The following is a 17,370-nucleotide window of genomic DNA, read 5'->3' as shown; positions in this document are numbered from 1 at the left end:
CAGGATATACTCCACAAAAGCGTTTAAACTCTTCTGGATTCAAATTTTTTACTTTTTCGTAAGTCATTGTTTTTCTGAGTGTTTTACTTTATTTTACATAATCAGTTCCTATTTTTGCAGGAGGTCTATTGAATTGCCATTGTGCGGGCAACGGCAATATCTCCTGTGGTCGATTTAGCCCACTCAAACATACCAAAAATCAGAATCCAGTTAAACAATGAAACAGCCAAAATTCGGCGCAATAGTTTTTTGGTGATCAAAGGTTCATTGGGATTGCGTGGTGGTGACTGCATAATGCTGGGGGATTTTGCTTCAAAGGCCAGGGGAACAGTCATCGTGACCGAGTTGATCATGTTCAACCAGAGTACTTGTAGGGAGAGGATGGGTAAATCTCGTGCCAGTAAAGTACTGATCAGAATGGTCATCGATTCGCCACCATTGACAGGTAAGAGAAAAGATATCGCTTTGCGTAAATTTTGATAAACGGTGCGTCCTTCTTCGACAGCAGCCTTGATCGAGGCAAAGTTATCATCAGTGAGGAGCATATCAGCAGATTCCCTGGCGACTTCCGTTCCTCCTTTCCCCATGGCAATGCCGATATCGGCCTGCTTGAGAGCCGGCGCATCATTGACACCATCGCCCGTCATCGCCACGATTTCTCCTTGGGACTGGAGTACTTCCACCAGTTGCAGTTTTTGGGTAGGGGCAACCCTGGCAAATACCGATCCATCGACCACCGCTCGGGCCAGTTGATGATTATCCATTTGCGCTAATTGTCTTCCCTCAAATGCTAAGACTTGTGTTGCCGTTTTAATGCCCATCCGTTCCGCGATCGCCCGCGCCGTGACAAGATGATCACCAGTAATCATCTTGACCCGAATCCCAGCACTTTGACAGGCATGAACGGCAGCGATCGCCTCTGGACGAGGCGGGTCAATCATGCCCTGTAATCCCAGAAACACCAAGCCTGTTTCGATATCCTCATGGTCGATAGAATGCTGATGGGTCGCTGCCGCTTTTTTGGCGAAGGCAAGCACCCGTAAACCCTGCTCTGCCATCGTTTCTACCGCTTGCTCGATCTGTTCGGCGTTCAGCGCAGTCATCTGACCATAGCGATCGATCATCTGGGAACAACGACGCATCAGCGACTCAACCGATCCCTTGACATAGATCAGACGAGGTATGCCATCATGCAGGGTTGCCATGTATTGGTACTCAGATTCAAAGGGAATTGCATCCAATCGTGGGGTTAAAGACAATAGCCCCAATTGACTGAGACCTGCTTTGGCAGCGGCCGCAATCAGCGCCCCTTCCGTAGGATCCCCCACCACTGACCAATCTTCTCCCGTTTGTTTTAGCTGGGAGTCATTACAAAGCAAACCAGCCACCAGACAATCCCCCAGGGCCGGCGGTAATTCCTCTGCAAATGGGCTGCTGGGGTTGCCATCGGTGATCAGACTAATTTCGCCCTTGGGACTATAGCCACCACCACTAACGGCGTAATATTGCCCCTCGGTATAAATGGACTGTACAGTCATTTGATTTTCCGTTAGGGTTCCGGTTTTGTCGGAACAAATGACGGTCGCACTCCCCAATGCTTCCACTGCGGGCAGTTTACGAATAATCGCATGACGACGGGCCATGCGGTTGACCCCAATGGCCAAGGTAATCGTTACCACTGCCGGCAGCCCTTCCGGAATCGCACTCACTGCGAGGGCAACGGCAGCTTCAAACATATCGATCCAAGATTTCCCCCGTCCTAACCCGATGGTAAAGGTCAAGGTTGCTAGGGTCAAAATTGCGTAGAGTAGGGTGCGGCTAAATTGGGCAAATTTACGGGTCAGGGGTGTGCTAAGGCTGACTCGGCTTTCCATCGACTGGGAAATCTGCCCCACTTCGGTGGCATTGGCCGTAGAGACAACGATCCCTTTGCCCTGTCCAAAGGTAACGAAACTCCCTGCGTAGGCCATGTTTGTCCTTTCTGCTAGGGGCGTATCCCCGGGTAAGGGTTCGCTCGCTTTTGACCCGGGCAAGGATTCCCCAGTCAAGGCAGACTCATCCACCTGCAAATTGCGGACTTTCAGCAGCCTCAAGTCCGCTGGCACTTTATCCCCCGATGCCAATAAAACGATATCTCCCGGCACCAAATCCCGAGATGGAATCCGGAGGGTTTGTCCCTCTCGCAACACCGTCGCTTCTGTGGTTACGGCTTTGGCCAAGGAAGCAATCGCACCTTCCGCCTTAGCTTCCTGCACATAGCCGATAATGGCATTGATCAGGGTAACTCCCCAAATCACCGAGGCATTCGTCCAAGACCCTAAAAATGCCTTAATAGTACCCGCAAGCAAGAGAATATAGAGTAGCGGCTGATGAAATTGCTGCAAAAACCTCAACCAAGCTGGTTTCCCGGGCTTAAATCGCAGTTCATTCGGGCCATATTTTTCGTAGCGACTGGCCACTTCTTCTGCTGATAAGCCCGCTGACCCATCGCTGGTCAAGTATTCAATCACCTCTGGTTGAGAAAGTTGATGATACAAAGGCAATGATAATTGAACTGGCATCATGCTCTCCAAATATTTAGCAGATGGATATTCTGATCCTATCAGTCGGATAGGTTCTTGCTCTTGCTGCACACCATTCCCCCGCGTAAATGACTAGGGATTCTAAGCGGCTGCTAGGCAACGTCGATTTATCGGGTTGCCTAGGATCTTTTTAGCCGACCAGAATCTTAATTTTTGGCTAGGAATCTGCTTCTCTGGGATTTTTAAAACCTAGAGCCAAACCCACTTAACGCCCTGAAAAAGACAATAGCTTTTATGCTCTCGTCTTATTTTGATAATAGTCGCGGGTTCCCTTGGCATCTAGGGCTTCACCGAGACGATCAATAGCGTGGGCGTAGGCGGCGGTACGCAGAGATATGTCGAATTCCTGGGCGAAAGACCAGACTTTTTCGGCTTCTGTCACCATTCTTTCTTTTAAGCGCTCATTTATCTCGTTTAATTGCCAATAAAGACCGCTGCGATTTTGCACCCATTCAAAATAACTCACCGTTACCCCACCCGCGTTAACCAAAATATCGGGGAAAACGAGAATCCCTTTTGAGTCTAAAATGCGATCGGCTTCCGAGGTGGTGGGACCATTGGCCACTTCAAAGATATATTTTGCCCGCACGCGATCGGCATTTTCGGCGGTAATTTGGTTTTCTAGGGCGGCTGGAATCAAAACATCCACATCTAGGGCTAATAATTCTTCATTACTAATCGCTTCGTGTTCTACGATATTACAGACGGTATCCTGACAGTAAATAGCAGTAATCCCGCGATGTTCCTGTTTATACTGACGAATGCTGGCAATATCTAGGCCTTTTTCCCGATAAATGCCGCCCTGGGAATCACTTACCGCCACCACTTGATAACCGGCTTTGGCGAGGAGATCCGCCACTACAGCCCCAGCGTTACCGAATCCCTGGACGGCTACGGTAGTATTAGCGGGTTTTTTGTCTAATTTCGGCAAAAGAGAGTTAATAACATGAAAAGCTCCCGTTCCTGTGGCCGTATCGCGGCCGCGACTGCCTCCCATGGTTAAAGGTTTCCCCGTCACCACCGCTGGACTAATTTTACGCTGAATGATGCTGTACTGGTCCATCATCCAACCCATGATCATCTCGTTGGTATAGACATCGGGGGCAAGAATATCGACATCGGGACCAATAAAGTCGGCTATACCCTCGATATAGCCCCGGCTAAGGCGTTCTAACTCAGCTTTTGACAATTCTTTCGGATTGAGGGTAATACCGCCCTTAGCCCCACCAAAGGGCAAATCCAGCAGGGCGCATTTAAAGGTCATCCAAAAGGCCAGGGACTGCACCTCATCAATGCTGACGTTGGGATGATAGCGCACCCCTCCTTTGCCAGGGCCGCGGGTGTCATCGTAGCGGACGCGGTAGCCTTGGAAAATTCTTAAAGTGCCGTTGTCCATACGGACGGGTATGGAGACGCTGAGACTAGCTTTGGGATATTTTAACCGCTCGATCGCATCATCGGAAATGGAGACATACTTAAGGGCCCGTTCTAAGCGACTGCTGGCATCGGTAAAGAGTGATTTCGACATGATTTTTTTTCCCCTATCTATCCCTATTAGAACAGGTCAAAACCGTATATTTCGCTACAGTTTATTTTTCTTAATTAACCATGGAAGGGAATTGCCAAGTATTGGAAATTTTAGTACAAATGCTCGAACTGTCCCTCCCTGCTCGGCAGCTCCGGCGCTCCCCTGCAATCTTAACGAGTAATTTAGATAATGAGATCCAAGAATCAGGCATCAGCTTTTCGCTGATGCCTGAAGATAAGAAATCTGAGGCCGAAAAACAGCCAAGTTTTAGGCGACATTACCTGCTGTAGCTGTAATAATTTGACGTACTTGAGCATCGGTCAGATTAGGATTGGCATTCAACATTAGGGCCACCACTCCAGCTACATGAGGTGTTGCCATGGAGGTTCCACTCAAGAAACCATAGCCACCATTAGGGAGAGTAGAATACACTTGCACGCCTGGAGCGGTGACATAGCTCATCGAAGAATTGGAACCAGCACGATTGGAGAAGGAAGCCATCTGGTTAGAACTATCAACGGCACCTACGGCAAGACCCCAAGAGGTGGCACTGGAAGCGGGATAACCGGGTTGAGCTGCCCCCTCATTACCAGCGGCCATAACCACGATAACTCCGCGACTGCTGGCATACTGGAGGGCGGATTGAACCGCACTGTCAGTGCTACCACCCCCCAAACTCATATTAATTACATCAGCACCGTTGTCCACAGCGTAGCGAATTCCCTGGGCAACGCCACTATAGCTGCCACTACCAGAATCGCTCAAAACTTTCACCGGCATAATTCTGGAATTGTAGGCCACACCAGTAGCCCCAAAACCATTATTAGCAGCAGCAATGGTTCCCGCCACATGGGTACCATGGCGGTTGCCATCTAAAGTGTTATTATTGCCATTGGCAAAGTTCCAGCCATAAACGTCATCAACGTAACCGTTGCTATCGTTATCAAGACCATCATTGGCAATTTCGCCCGCATTCGTCCAAATATTGCCCGCTAAGTCGGCATGATTGCGGTCAACTCCTGTATCTAGTACAGCAACGACGATTCCTTGTCCTGTATAACCGCTTGCCCAAGCTTCCGGAGCATTAACTAAGTTAACCCCCCAGTCATTAGCACCACCAAAAGTGGGAACATTGGCAAAAGGACTTTGATTCAAGGCTCCGGCGACGGCTGCTGCGGCATTAACTAAACCGTATCCTGAAATGGCACTATATCCAGGTGTGACTGTGGCTGTGGTCGCCGACAGGGTTAAGTTATAGTTAGTGCTGCCACTGTAGGGATAAACCCGGACAAAGTAAGTACCCGCACTGAGTTGACGAGTAATACTCTCACTGCTGTTACTGCCATTAGTGGAGCTAGTAATCACACTGCCATTACTATCTAATAAGGACACATCAGCATCGGCACTTAATCCCGTTAAATTCAGGCTAAAGTCGCTGATATCTCCTAAACTAAAACGATAGTAATCATTGGTGTCTGTAGAACCTACAAAATCACTGTAGCTGGTGGGGGTTGCTCCAATGGTGATATCACGCGCCGTTGCTAAGGTATTACCAGCGTTATCAGGAATCGTTACAGAAGCGGCAGCTAAACTTAAGTTATAGTTAGTGCTGCCACTGAGGGGATAAACCAGGACATAGTAAGTACCCGCATTCAGTTGACGAGTAATACTCTCACTGCTGTTACTGCCATTAGTGGAGCTAGTAATCACACTGCCATTACTATCTAATAAGGACACATCAGCATCGGCACTTAATCCCGTTAAATTCAGGCTAAAGTCGCTGATATCTCCTAAACTAAAACGATAGTAATCATTGGTGTCTGTAGAACCTACAAAATCACTGTAGCTGGTGGGGGTTGCTCCAATGGTGATATCACGCGCCGTTGCTAAGGTATTACCAGCGTTATCAGGAATCGTTACAGAAGCGGCAGCTAAACTTAAGTTATAGTTAGTGCTGCCACTGTGGGGATAAACCAGGACATAGTAAGTACCCGCATTCAGTTGACGAGTAATACTCTCATTGCTGGTACCGCCATTAGTGGATTTAGTAATCACACGGCCGTTACTATCTAATAAGGACACATTAGCATTGGCACTTAATCCCGTTAAATCCAAGCTAAAGTTGCTGGTGGTTCCTAAACTAAAACGATAGTAATCATTGCTGTCTGTAGAACCAACAAAATCGCTGTAGGTGGTGGGAGTCGCTCCAATGGTGATATCACGCGCCGTTGCTAAGGTATTGCCAGCTAGGTCAACAGAACTGGAAAGACCCACAAAACTACTTTGACCCGTTAAAAAATCACCGTCGTTAGGCCAAGAGGAAAGGGATTGGGATGATTGCCAGCGATTTTCTAGTCCTAGCTGGTATTCTTCCAGAGAGTTGCTTAAAAAGCTAGAATCCATGCCCTGGAGACTTTTGCGGAAAACAGGGGTAATCAAGTCGGAGCGTCCTAAACCTGATTCCACCACAAGGGTTGGTAACTGGAAGATATCATCTAAAACATTGCTGTCTGATAGGTTGAAACGTTCGTCAAGCATATTTTTTCTCCTTAAGTGCTTCAGATGTGAGGTCAGGGGTTGGTTCCTAACTGTCGATACTTATTTCTGGGGAGTTGGGGATTATTTCGATCTGCGCCCTCCCTTTACCGTCGTATAGTATATATAGCGGTAAGCGCTTGAGTGAGATACAAACCAAGCTTTGCCTAGCATGGTTTATAGCTCGTGACACTGTACCTCATACGACTGCACACCGCTATAAGTCAGGTGAAAACTTTGACTGACATATACTGGGGGTGCGATCTAATCGTATGCAGTTAGTGGCTATGGTGGGAAAAATTGATGACTTATTCCCCGCTAAAAATTTCTCAAAACCTGGGGAATCTAGACCATCTATATAGTTATAGATGTCGTTGGCGACAAAGTTATCTATCATGGTGTTCTAGTCGTTTTTTAGTGGTTAGATGGCTGAGATAACAATCAAGAAGATATGAGCAGACAGAGAATATTTGTGAGCTTTTGGGTAAGTCCCACAAAGATTAGGCTAATTCAAATCTGAATTGCATTACTGTCCGAGTTTGTACGCCAATTCAAATCTGGATTCCACCACACTCTGATCCTATTTCAGACAATACCTTGAATGGGGTTCGATAGTCAAGATGTTTTCGGAGACCTATAAATTATGAATTATGAATTATGAATTATGAAGTGGGGAGCAGGGAGCTTTTTTTCAGTGATCAGTAAACAGTAAACAGTAATCAGTAATCAGTGAACTGAAAACTCACATCTGATAACTGATATAGGAATTATGAATTATGAATTATGAAGTAGGGAGCAGGGAGCTTTTTTTCAGTGATCAGTAAACAGTAATCAGTAATCAGTAAACTGAAAACTCACATCTGATAACTGATATAGGAATTATGAATTATGAAGTGGGGAGCAGGGAGCTTTTTTTCAGTGATCAGTAAACAGTAATCAGTAATCAGTGAACTGAAAACTCACATCTGACTCCTGACTCCGTTCGGTTGAGCTCACGGCCGAAGCCCGACTCCTGACGAATGTTACAATTGTTACAACATCTTGACATTAATTCTGATACCCTGACAATGTGTCAGTCTGTGCAGTAGTGGGGCAGAAACTCAGGTGGTATCGATCTATATTTCTATTGTTGAGGGCAACCCGCACTTGCGATCGCTATTAGCTTGGCATCTGCAACAGGCCGGTTATTTGGTTAATCAATCGGCAACCCTGCAAAGTGCGCGTCAAACTTTCCTTCATCGTCAACCAACCTTAGCAATTATCGATTCCGACTTGCCAGATGGGGATGGAATCGAACTCTGCCGTTGGCTTTATCAACAAAAACATTCTCTAATACTGATTCTCTCGGCCCGCAATGGCGAAAAAGATGTGGTCAATGGTTTAAAAGCCGGGGCCGACGACTACCTGAAAAAGCCCTTTGGAATGCAAGAATTTATGGCTAGGGTAGAAGTGTTAACCCGTCGTTTAGGCAGTAGGGCTGCTCCCCTACACTTGGATTATGGGCAATTAAAAATAGATTTAGCCCAAAGACGGGTACAATTTCGCGGGGAGTATATCGAATTAACCCCCCAAGAATTTAGCCTACTCTACGTTTTAGCCCAAGCGGAGGGAACACCCCTATCAAGAGCCGATTTACTGCGTCGTGCTTGGCCCGAGGAAATCGATAATCCCCGGACAATCGATACTCATGTTCTCTCTCTGCGGAAAAAAATCGAAACCGATCCCAGACAACCTAATTTAATTCAAACCGTCCGCAACGTTGGCTATCGTTTCAATCTAGAAATGTTGGCCGAGATCAATTCAGCTTTAGAAGCTAATATCATTGCTTCCACCAAAGGCAATCATAACGGTCATTCCATGAGTAAAATTCCTGCTCACAATGTTAGTCGTTAATTCTGGCTTTGTCCGACTGATTAAGTACCTAAGCAAAATTAATTACACATCTAAGCCACTACTCCGTCAGACTTCTGCTGATGTGAGCAAATAGAGAACTGAAAACTCAAATCCGATACCTAATAGCTGCCTCCTGTCTTCTGTCTCCTGTCTCGACTAGGAAATTAATTTTGCACGACTACTTAGCCGATTTTTTGCTGAAATCGTCTCCTAAGCACTGAATCGAAGCGAGGAGACGAAGGGCAAGTTAAACCATAGTCACCATTGAGCGATCCGCTTGTTGCTGAAATTCCGTCAATAAACGCCGGAATTCGTCGCCGTCAATGGTTTCCTGTTCAATCAGTATATCCACCAAGCGATCAATCGCCATACGATTGTCAAGGATAAGTTTTGTTGCTAAATCGTGGCATTGCTTGACAAGTTCCCGCACTTGTGCATCAATTTTCGCCATCATCGCGAAAGAATGGTCGGCATGATAACCAGCACCAGCGCCACCGAGATAGGAATTACCATCCTCCTCTAGGGCAATCAATCCCAATTCCGACATTCCCAGACGCGTTACCATCTGTCGGGCCAGATAGGTAATTTTTTCAATATCATTACCAGCACCGGTGGTCACTTCATCCTCACCGAAGACACATTCCTCCGCTACCCGTCCCCCTAATAATCCCGCAATTCGGGCTAATAACTGGGAACGACTGGTTAAACCCTGTTCCTCATCGGGAGTGAACCAAGTTAACCCCTGCGCTTGACCCCGGGGAATCAGGGTGACTTTTTCCACTTGATCGTGACCGGGACAGAGAGTACCGACAATCGCATGGCCTACTTCATGATAGGCGATCAAACGCTTGGCTTTACTATCCACTAAAGCGCGCCCTTCCATACCGGCCACAATCCGATCGATCGCATCGTTGACCTCCTCCATAGTAATCGCCTCTTTGCGCCGTCTAGCGGTAAAAATCGCCGCTTCGTTGAGCATATTCGCCAAATCTGCCCCAGTAAAACCGGGGGTGCGCCGGGCGATCGCTTCCAGAGCCACATCAGCAGCCACCTTTTTATCGCGAGAATGAACCTCCAAAATGGCCAAACGTCCCTTAGAATCTGGATAATCCACCACCACCTGTCGATCAAAACGACCCGGACGCAGCAGGGCCGAATCCAAAACATCAGGGCGGTTGGTGGCGGCAATGACGATAATGCCAGTATTGCCCTCAAAACCGTCCATTTCTGTCAATAATTGATTCAGGGTTTGTTCCCGTTCATCATTACCTCCTCCATAACCGACCCCTCGTTGACGACCAACGGCATCAATTTCATCGATAAAAACCAAACAAGGGGCATTTTCCTGGGCTTTTCGGAACAGATCTCGCACTCGCGACGCACCAACCCCGACAAACATCTCGACAAATTCCGACCCGGAGATGCTGAAAAAAGGTACTCCTGCCTCTCCTGCGATCGCTTTAGCCAGCAAAGTTTTCCCCGTCCCCGGAGGACCTATTAACAGGACTCCCTTGGGGATTTTTGCGCCAATAGCCGTAAATTTTTCCGGTTGTTTGAGGAATGTTAGTACTTCCTCTAGATCTTCCTTGGCCTCATCCACACCCGCCACATCATTAAATTCTATGCCGGTTTTCGCCTCCATCTGAAACCGCGCCCTTGATTTACCGAAGTTCATCGCTTGACCAGAAGCATTGGCAGAACGACGGATAATAAACACCAATAATCCCAAGACGATAATAATCACTAACACGTTAGTGAGAACATTGATCAAGGCCGAATTGTCAGTGCTAGGGAGAATACCGTACTCGATTTTTTTAGCATCGAGTTTCTTGATTAATTCGGGATTTTGGTCAAATAAATTGACTTCCTTCGGGGGATCCTTGTCCGTTTGACCGACGAGGGTAACTGCTGCCTGCTGCAAAGAAGGATTGATTTCCACCTTTTTTACCTTGCCTTGCTCGATTTTCTCTAACAATTCACCGTAGGTGAGGGTATTGGGGTTTTTTTGACTCCAAGCAGGATTGACATGGCCAAAGGTTTGCAGAATCATCCAAGTGGCGACAATCCCTTTCCATACTGGCCGATGACCACGATTCTTAGCTGACTTGGCTCTAACTACGGTGAGCGGAGATTTTTGATCCATAATTGACTCTATATCTAGTTACCCTGTATTCATTGTGACAGATCGACTCGATCGTGACCACTGTTCTGTTTTTCCCCCGGCACGACCCTGAGAGCAAATAGTGATGACGGTTTTTTGCTATACTGTATTCAGCTAGGTGGTCTAACAACTGCCTATCCCAATCACTAACAGTTTAGGGAAGTGGGTTTCGCCCGCTTTTTTTATTGTCTAAATCATGACCCATCCGCTCATTCCCGACCTGCTACACCTAGCCACCCCTATCGCTGAAAACTTGGGGCTAGAAGTGGTCGATATCGTTTTCCAAACCAATAAAAGGCCTCCCGTCCTGCGCGTCGATATTCGCAATCTTGCGGGAGATACTGGTTTAGAGGACTGTGAGCAGATGAGTCGGTCTTTAGAAACCGCCCTCGACAGTCAAGAAATCTTACCAGGGGCCTACGTTTTGGAAATATCTAGCCCCGGCATTTCTCGACAACTGAGCAGCGAACGCGAATTTCAGTCTTTTAAAGGTTTTCCCGTCATCGTTACCGGCCAGGATAGCCAGGGAAAACCAAAAGAATGGCGCGGAAAACTGCAAGGTAGAGATGAACAATCTATTTATCTTAACCAAAAGGGTCGCTCCCTGACCATCGATCGCACTACCGTCATCAGCGTCCGTTTAGATGAGCAGCGCAGTAATCAGTAATCAGTAAACAGTAATCAGTAATCAGGGATAAAGATGAAGATAACTAACTAACTGATTAACTTAAAACTTACATCTGATAACTGATAACTGATAACTGATATAAGGCTAAAAAACTAATAACTCAAAAGTAAGGAGAAAAAATAATTATGGCTACCGTTAATTTGCCCGGTTTAAAAATAATGCTCGAAGAAATTAGCCAACGACATAATCTGCCCAAAAATGCCGTACAGGAGGCCTTGCGTGAAGCCCTGATCAAGGGTTACGAACGTTATCGACGCGCCCAAAGTTTAGAAAAAGCCGCTCAATTTCATGAAGATTATTTCAATAACTTTGATGTGGAATTAGACGTAGAAGAAGAAGGGTTTCGCATCCTTTCGACTAAAACTATTGTGGAAGAAGTGACCAATCCCGACCATCACATCGGTCTTAAAGAAGTGCAGGAAGTGGCTGATGAGGCCCAATTAGGGGATGAAGTAGTTCTTGATGTCACCCCCGACCAAAGAGAATTTGGTCGCATGGCGGCGATTCAAACTAAACAGGTTTTACTGCAAAAACTGCGGGATAACCAACGCAAAATGATTCAAGAGGAGTTCCAAGATCTGGAAGGAACGGTTTTACAGGCCCGGGTCGTCCGTTTTGAAAGACAGGCCGCTATTGTCATGGTACAAAGTACCTACGGTCAACCGGAAGTGGAAGCAGAACTACCCAAACGGGAACAGCTGCCCAACGATAACTATCGCGCCAACGCCACCTTTAAAGTTCTGCTCAAAAAAGTCCTAGAAGGTTCTCACCGCGGCCCGCAATTAATCGTTTCCAGAGCGGCGGCGGGCTTGGTAGTATATCTGTTCGCCAACGAAGTTCCCGAAATCGAAGAGGAAATCGTGCGTATTGTCGCCGTCGCTCGAGAAGCCAATCCTCCCTCCCGTCACGTTGGTTCGCGGACAAAAATCGCCGTCGATACCCTAGAAAGGGACGTAGATCCGGTTGGGGCCTGTATTGGGGCCAGAGGTTCGCGGATTCAAGCCGTGGTGAACGAATTGCGGGGCGAAAAAATCGACGTGATTCGCTGGTCTCCAGATCCCGCCACCTACATCGCCAATGCCCTTAGTCCCGCCCGTATTGACCAAGTTTTGTTCACTAATGCCGAAGAAAGACAAGCATTGGTACTGGTGGCCCAGGATCAATTAAGTTTAGCGATTGGCAAAGAAGGGCAGAACGTGCGTTTAGCCGCTCGTCTGACGGGCTGGAAAATCGACATTAAGGATATCGCCCTCTATAAAGGAGAACAAGAGGTAAAAACCGATGAAACCGACCCAGAAGCGCAGGATTTAGACCAAGAATGAACCCCTTCGTCAATTATCGACGCTGTATTAGCTGCCGTCTCTTCGCCCCGAAAGAATCCTTTTGGCGAATTGTCCGACTACACCCATCCGGACAGATACAATTGGATCAAGGAATGGGAAGGGCTGCCTATATCTGTCCGCAACCTAACTGCCTGCAATTAGCTCGGCAAAAAAATCGTCTCGGACGGGCCCTAAAAGCCAATATTCCCGAAACGCTCTATGAATCCTTGCAAGAGCGCCTCGGGACTGCCAAGCAAGGGGGTCCAAATCAGGATTAAAATTGACGATCATAGGCACAAAATCGTTACCATGGAAAGGGGGCAGTCCTGACAGGATCAAAAAATCAGCCAACTTATAGGATCACTAACACTTTAGCCGGGGGATAATGGATGAGTAACGCGAAAGTCAGAATTTACGATTTATCAAAAGAATTGAATCTAGACAACAAAGACATTTTGGACATCTGTGACCAGTTGAACATCGAGTACAAGAGCCACAGTAGCACGATCAGCGAAGAAGATGCCCAACGCATCAAGGCAATTGCTGCGAAGGGAGTTGTTTCGAGTACCAGTAAAAATAGCACGGGTCAGCGAGAATCGGTTAGTCCTGCCGAAGAAAAAAAACAAAAGATTTTAGCCCTGCATAAACACAACCGCCCCGAAACTGGCGAAGAAGGGGAAATCTATCCTGGGCCTGCCGGTTCCTCAGCCAAACCGACTTTAATCAGTCCTTCCCGTCCCCCAGTTAAACCCCTCGTTGCTGCCCCGGGCCGCGACGGTGCGGCCGAAAAAACTCCCCCTACCGCTGCAGAGATGCCATCTCAGTCCGCCAGTGTTAAAGAAACCCCGACCGAAACGCCGCTAGTGCCAGAAGTATCCCCCACCTTAATCGCCCCACCTAATCGACCTTCCCTCACCCCGAAACCACGCCCGGGCAGCGCCTCGGGCCGGCCAGAACCCCGATCTAAAAATGCCCCTGGCGGTAACGACAGACCCCCTTGCCCTGAGCCAAGTCGAAGGGGGGGAGAAAAACGCGAGCGCAGTGAGAGCGAAAACGCCCCTAGTCCTGAGGGCAGGACTGGCTTGGCTAAACCTGAAAAACCGACCCTAAACCGCAAACCCGACGGAAAAAGCCCGAAACTGGCGGAACCAACTAGAGAAGTGCGGGAGACGGTGGAATTGAAGCGCCCGGTTCGCCCTGGTATGCCCGCTAAAATCTCGGCTACCGGCGAGGAAGAAACCGACACCACCAAGAAATCCGGTGTTGATGGTACAGAAATCGATACAGATACCGGATTGCTCGGAGCAGACGGGCCCAAAAAACTCAAACGACCGACCATGCCCCTTCGCATGGCCAAAAAATCTAGCTGGGAAGAAGAGGAAGAAGAAGAGAAAAAAGCGGCCAAAACCGCTAAAACTGCTGGCAAAAACAAACGCCGCACCCAGGCTCTCTTTGAAGATGATGATGATCTAGAATCGGAACTATCCGGGTTAATCAATAGCCCCAGTTTTACCCTTTCCACCGCTCGTCCCCCCAAACCGCCCAGCGCTAAAGCCGCCACCCCTAGCACCCCCACAGCAGTCAAAGTTAAGCGGCCTAGTAAACCAACCGCCCACACCGGCAGCCCGAAAAGCGAGCGTCAAGAACCCCAAGAGGAAAAACGCCCAGAAAGCATCGTCATCACCGGCAGTCTCACCGTGCGCGACCTCTCGGAATTGATGAAAGTCCCCGAAACCGAGATCATCAGAACCCTATTTTTTAAAGGGATGGCGGTTAATATCACCCAAACTCTCGACGTGGACACGATCGAAATGATCGCCAGGGACTTCGAGATGACCGTGGAAACCCCCAGCACCCAGTCAGCGGCAATCAAAACCACGGAGATGATCGATGTCTCCGACTGGGAAAGTCTCCAGCGTCGTCCCCCCGTCGTCACCATTATGGGTCACGTTGACCACGGTAAAACCACCCTCCTCGACTCGATCCGCAAAACCAAAGTCGCCCAGGGGGAAGCCGGCGGCATCACCCAGCACATCGGTGCTTACCACGTCGATGTGGAACATAACGGCAAACCAGAACAGATTGTCTTTTTGGATACCCCCGGTCACGAAGCTTTTACTGCTATGCGCGCCCGTGGGGCGAGAGTCACCGATATAGCGGTGCTGGTGGTAGCCGCCGATGATGGCGTACAACCCCAAACGAAAGAGGCAATCAGTCACGCCAGGGCCGCCGAAGTCCCCATCGTGGTGGCGATTAACAAAGTCGATAAACCTTCTGCTAACCCAGACCGAATTAAACAGGAATTGACCGAACAGGGACTGGTGGCCGAAGATTGGGGCGGTGAGACGATTATGGTTCCCGTTAGCGCCCTGCGGGGGGAAAATCTCGATAATCTGCTGGAAATGATCCTCTTGGTGGCAGAAGTGGAGGAATTGGTCGCTAACCCCGATCGCTTGGCTAAGGGAACCGTGATCGAAGCTAACCTCGATCGCACCAAAGGTCCCGTGGCTACCCTGCTCGTCCAGAATGGTACTCTCCGCGTCGGTGATAGCATCGTCGCTGGTTCTGTTTTCGGCAAAATTCGGGCGATGATCGATGATCGCGGTCAAAAAGTCGAAGCAGCCACCCCCTCCTTCGCCGTGGAAATCCTCGGTCTTAGTGATGTCCCGGCCGCTGGCGATGAATTCGATGTCTATGAAAGTGAGAAAGAGGCCCGCTCGATCGCTGATCAACGGGCGATCGAACAACGCAACACCCGTTTACAACAAGCCCTCTCCTCCCGTCGCGTTAGCCTTAGCACCCTTTCTATCCAAGCTCAAGAAGGACAACTCAAGGAACTTAATCTCATCCTCAAGGCAGATGTGCAAGGTTCCGTTGAGGCCATCCTCGGAGCGCTCAAACAGTTACCCCAAAACGAAGTGCAGATTCGGGTTCTCCTCGCCTCTCCGGGGGAAATCACCGAAACCGATGTGGATCTGGCCGCCGCTAGTGGTGCGGTGGTGGTGGGCTTTAATACCACCCTTGCCAGTGGTGCGCGCGCATCCGCCGATCGGGAAGGGGTCGATATCCGCGATTACAATATCATCTACAAGCTTCTCGATGATATTCAAGGGGCGATGGAAGGTCTTCTCGACCCCGAAGAAGTGGAAGAACACCTCGGTTTTGCCGAAGTGCGGGCCGTCTTCACCGTCGGTCGTGGGGCCGTGGCGGGTTGTTATGTCCAATCAGGTAAACTGGTGCGGAATCGCTTCCTGCGCGTGCGTCGCGGCAAGGAAATTGTTTATCAGGGGGTTCTTGATTCCCTCAAACGGATGAAGGAAGATGCCCGGGAAGTGGCCACCGGTTTCGAGTGCGGTGTCGGTGTTTCTAAATTCAATGACTGGAAAGAAGGCGATATTATCGAAGCCTACGAAATGGTCATGAAACGTCGCACTTTATCCAGCTAATTAGACGGTCAGCGTCAGGGAGTCAGCTATCAGTTATCAGTTATCAGTTATCAGTTATCAGTTAAGTAGTCGTGCAAAATTAATTTCCTAGTGAAGATAGGCAAGAGGCAAGAGGCAAGAGGCAAGAGCGGGGTTAGATATGTGTAATTAATTTTGCTTAGGTACTTATCAGTCATAATTCATAATTCATAATTCATAATTCATAATTCATAATTCATAATTCATAATTTATAATTCCCTCTATGAAATCAGAACCTTTTTTGTGGATTCATTTGGCAGGGTTAGCGGCTTTGCCAATCTTTTTACAAATCGCTTGGATTGGTTTAGCTGTGGGCGATCCCTTGCCTTTTCTTTGGCTAGAATGGTTATTCCTGGGAGCGATCGCTATTATTCCAGTCTTTTGGATGCAGTGGACAAAACCTTTTGATATCTTTAGTCTTTTGTTGGTTGCCCTGAAACCTAGTCAACTCACCCCCGAACAGTTAAAAATTCTCTCTCTTTTTCAACGTCCTCGCCATCGTCTTCTTACTCTTTTGGGAGTCGTCCTCCTAATTCTCATCGCTTGGCCGATCTATAATTTTGCCCCTCTAGCGGCTGCCGTGGCCGCCTATCTCCCCCAATGGCGGCTTTTAGGTTTAGTCATTGCGGCGATCGCTCTCCTCTTAAGTCATCTATTTTTACAGGTTCCTCTGAGTGTTCTTGGGGTTTTAGCCACGAAGGAAAGTGACTGGACAGCCACTGAAGCTTTAGTTATTGAGCGTATTCCTGATTTATTTACGATTTTTGGCCTAAAAGTTAATAAAATTATCTAGGGTCTGCTGAATAATGGTAAAACCCTTTTAAAATAAGGCTTTTGACCTGTTAAAATCCAATGTTCATGCTGCGAAAATCGGATTGAGACCATCAAAAACCTTGCATTATCCTCCTTGCAGTACATAAATTAGTACAAAAGAGAGGGCAACAAAGCCTGAAACGACCGGCTACTGACTCCTGACTCCTGACTCCTAACCCCACCAACAAACTTTTTGCCGCAAACCCTATCTAAATTAGCTGAAATACAGGATCGATCGCCCGTTTAAGGGTTGAATAGACCTCCTGCAAAAGTCTTATTCAGCTACTTGATGATAGCCTAAAGCAAGTTCATAGTTGTAAATGCCAGCGATTAAATTAAATCTCAGACCAAAACGCCGTCTCCGATTCCTATATCTTGATGAT

At 48.0% G+C, this 17,370-nt stretch carries 9 protein-coding genes and 2 pseudogenes; 6 read left to right on the top strand and 5 right to left on the bottom strand.

Annotated elements, in window-relative coordinates:
* Positions 1-128 precede the first annotated feature (128 nt).
* From IQ234_RS14430 to IQ234_RS14420, 3 genes and pseudogenes are all read right to left on the bottom strand, one after another.
* Positions 129-2,561, bottom strand: a pseudogene (locus tag IQ234_RS14430) (HAD-IC family P-type ATPase); the annotation flags it as partial.
* A gap of 253 nt (positions 2,562-2,814) precedes the next feature.
* On the bottom strand, positions 2,815-4,110 hold the full coding sequence (locus IQ234_RS14425) for a Glu/Leu/Phe/Val family dehydrogenase (RefSeq protein ID WP_036388933.1): 1,296 nt from the start codon (positions 4,108-4,110) through the stop codon (positions 2,815-2,817).
* 267 nt (positions 4,111-4,377) lie between these two features.
* The gene (locus IQ234_RS14420; protein WP_228008542.1) at positions 4,378-6,648 is read right to left on the bottom strand and encodes a S8 family serine peptidase; all 2,271 of its coding nucleotides are present in this window, start codon (positions 6,646-6,648) and stop codon (positions 4,378-4,380) included.
* Positions 6,649-7,749: 1,101 nt separating this feature from the next.
* Here IQ234_RS14420 and IQ234_RS14410 point away from each other — a divergent pair.
* On the top strand, positions 7,750-8,538 hold the full coding sequence (locus IQ234_RS14410) for a response regulator transcription factor (protein ID WP_193957597.1): 789 nt from the start codon (positions 7,750-7,752) through the stop codon (positions 8,536-8,538).
* Positions 8,539-8,785: 247 nt separating this feature from the next.
* Here IQ234_RS14410 and ftsH read toward each other — a convergent pair whose 3' ends face one another.
* Positions 8,786-10,681 (bottom strand): ATP-dependent zinc metalloprotease FtsH, encoded by a 1,896-nt coding sequence (gene ftsH / locus IQ234_RS14405; RefSeq protein ID WP_193957596.1) that lies wholly within the window; start codon positions 10,679-10,681, stop codon positions 8,786-8,788.
* Between the two features lie 214 nt (positions 10,682-10,895).
* Here ftsH and rimP point away from each other — a divergent pair, with 214 nt between their 5' ends.
* From rimP to IQ234_RS14380, 5 genes are all read left to right on the top strand, one after another.
* Positions 10,896-11,366 carry a ribosome maturation factor RimP gene (gene rimP, locus IQ234_RS14400; RefSeq protein WP_002789389.1) on the top strand — a complete coding sequence of 157 codons (471 nt, stop codon included), beginning with the start codon at positions 10,896-10,898 and terminating at the stop codon, positions 11,364-11,366.
* Positions 11,367-11,512: 146 nt separating this feature from the next.
* The gene (gene nusA, locus IQ234_RS14395; RefSeq protein ID WP_108935645.1) at positions 11,513-12,709 is read left to right on the top strand and encodes a transcription termination factor NusA; all 1,197 of its coding nucleotides are present in this window, start codon (positions 11,513-11,515) and stop codon (positions 12,707-12,709) included.
* Positions 12,706-12,987: a YlxR family protein gene (locus tag IQ234_RS14390; protein WP_110577867.1), complete on the top strand. Its 282-nt coding sequence runs from the start codon at positions 12,706-12,708 to the stop codon at positions 12,985-12,987. Before nusA ends, IQ234_RS14390 begins: the two co-directional genes overlap by 4 nt.
* 111 nt (positions 12,988-13,098) lie before the next feature.
* Positions 13,099-16,155 (top strand): translation initiation factor IF-2, encoded by a 3,057-nt coding sequence (infB, locus tag IQ234_RS14385; RefSeq protein ID WP_193957595.1) that lies wholly within the window; start codon positions 13,099-13,101, stop codon positions 16,153-16,155.
* A gap of 242 nt (positions 16,156-16,397) precedes the next feature.
* On the top strand, positions 16,398-16,967 hold the full coding sequence (locus IQ234_RS14380; RefSeq protein ID WP_193957594.1) for a low-complexity tail membrane protein: 570 nt from the start codon (positions 16,398-16,400) through the stop codon (positions 16,965-16,967).
* A gap of 294 nt (positions 16,968-17,261) precedes the next feature.
* Here the strand turns inward: IQ234_RS14380 and IQ234_RS14375 are convergent.
* Positions 17,262-17,370 (bottom strand): annotated as a pseudogene (locus IQ234_RS14375) (IS5/IS1182 family transposase); the annotation flags it as partial.

Origin of the sequence: Microcystis aeruginosa LEGE 91341 (assembly GCF_015206885.1) — a bacterium.
Lineage (GTDB): Bacteria > Cyanobacteriota > Cyanobacteriia > Cyanobacteriales > Microcystaceae > Microcystis > Microcystis aeruginosa_H.
The sequence above is the reverse complement of the archived record's forward strand: the minus strand, read 5'-3'. Positions and strand labels throughout refer to the sequence as shown.

Coding starts and splice junctions, on each gene's coding strand:
- IQ234_RS14425 (WP_036388933.1), bottom strand. CDS start 4,110: ATGTCGAAATCACTCTTTACCGATGCCAGCAGTCGCTTAGAACGGGCC.
- IQ234_RS14420 (WP_228008542.1), bottom strand. CDS start 6,648: ATGCTTGACGAACGTTTCAACCTATCAGACAGCAATGTTTTAGATGAT.
- ftsH (WP_193957596.1), bottom strand. CDS start 10,681: ATGGATCAAAAATCTCCGCTCACCGTAGTTAGAGCCAAGTCAGCTAAG.
- rimP (WP_002789389.1), top strand. CDS start 10,896: ATGACCCATCCGCTCATTCCCGACCTGCTACACCTAGCCACCCCTATC.
- nusA (WP_108935645.1), top strand. CDS start 11,513: ATGGCTACCGTTAATTTGCCCGGTTTAAAAATAATGCTCGAAGAAATT.
- IQ234_RS14390 (WP_110577867.1), top strand. CDS start 12,706: ATGAACCCCTTCGTCAATTATCGACGCTGTATTAGCTGCCGTCTCTTC.
- infB (WP_193957595.1), top strand. CDS start 13,099: ATGAGTAACGCGAAAGTCAGAATTTACGATTTATCAAAAGAATTGAAT.
- IQ234_RS14380 (WP_193957594.1), top strand. CDS start 16,398: ATGAAATCAGAACCTTTTTTGTGGATTCATTTGGCAGGGTTAGCGGCT.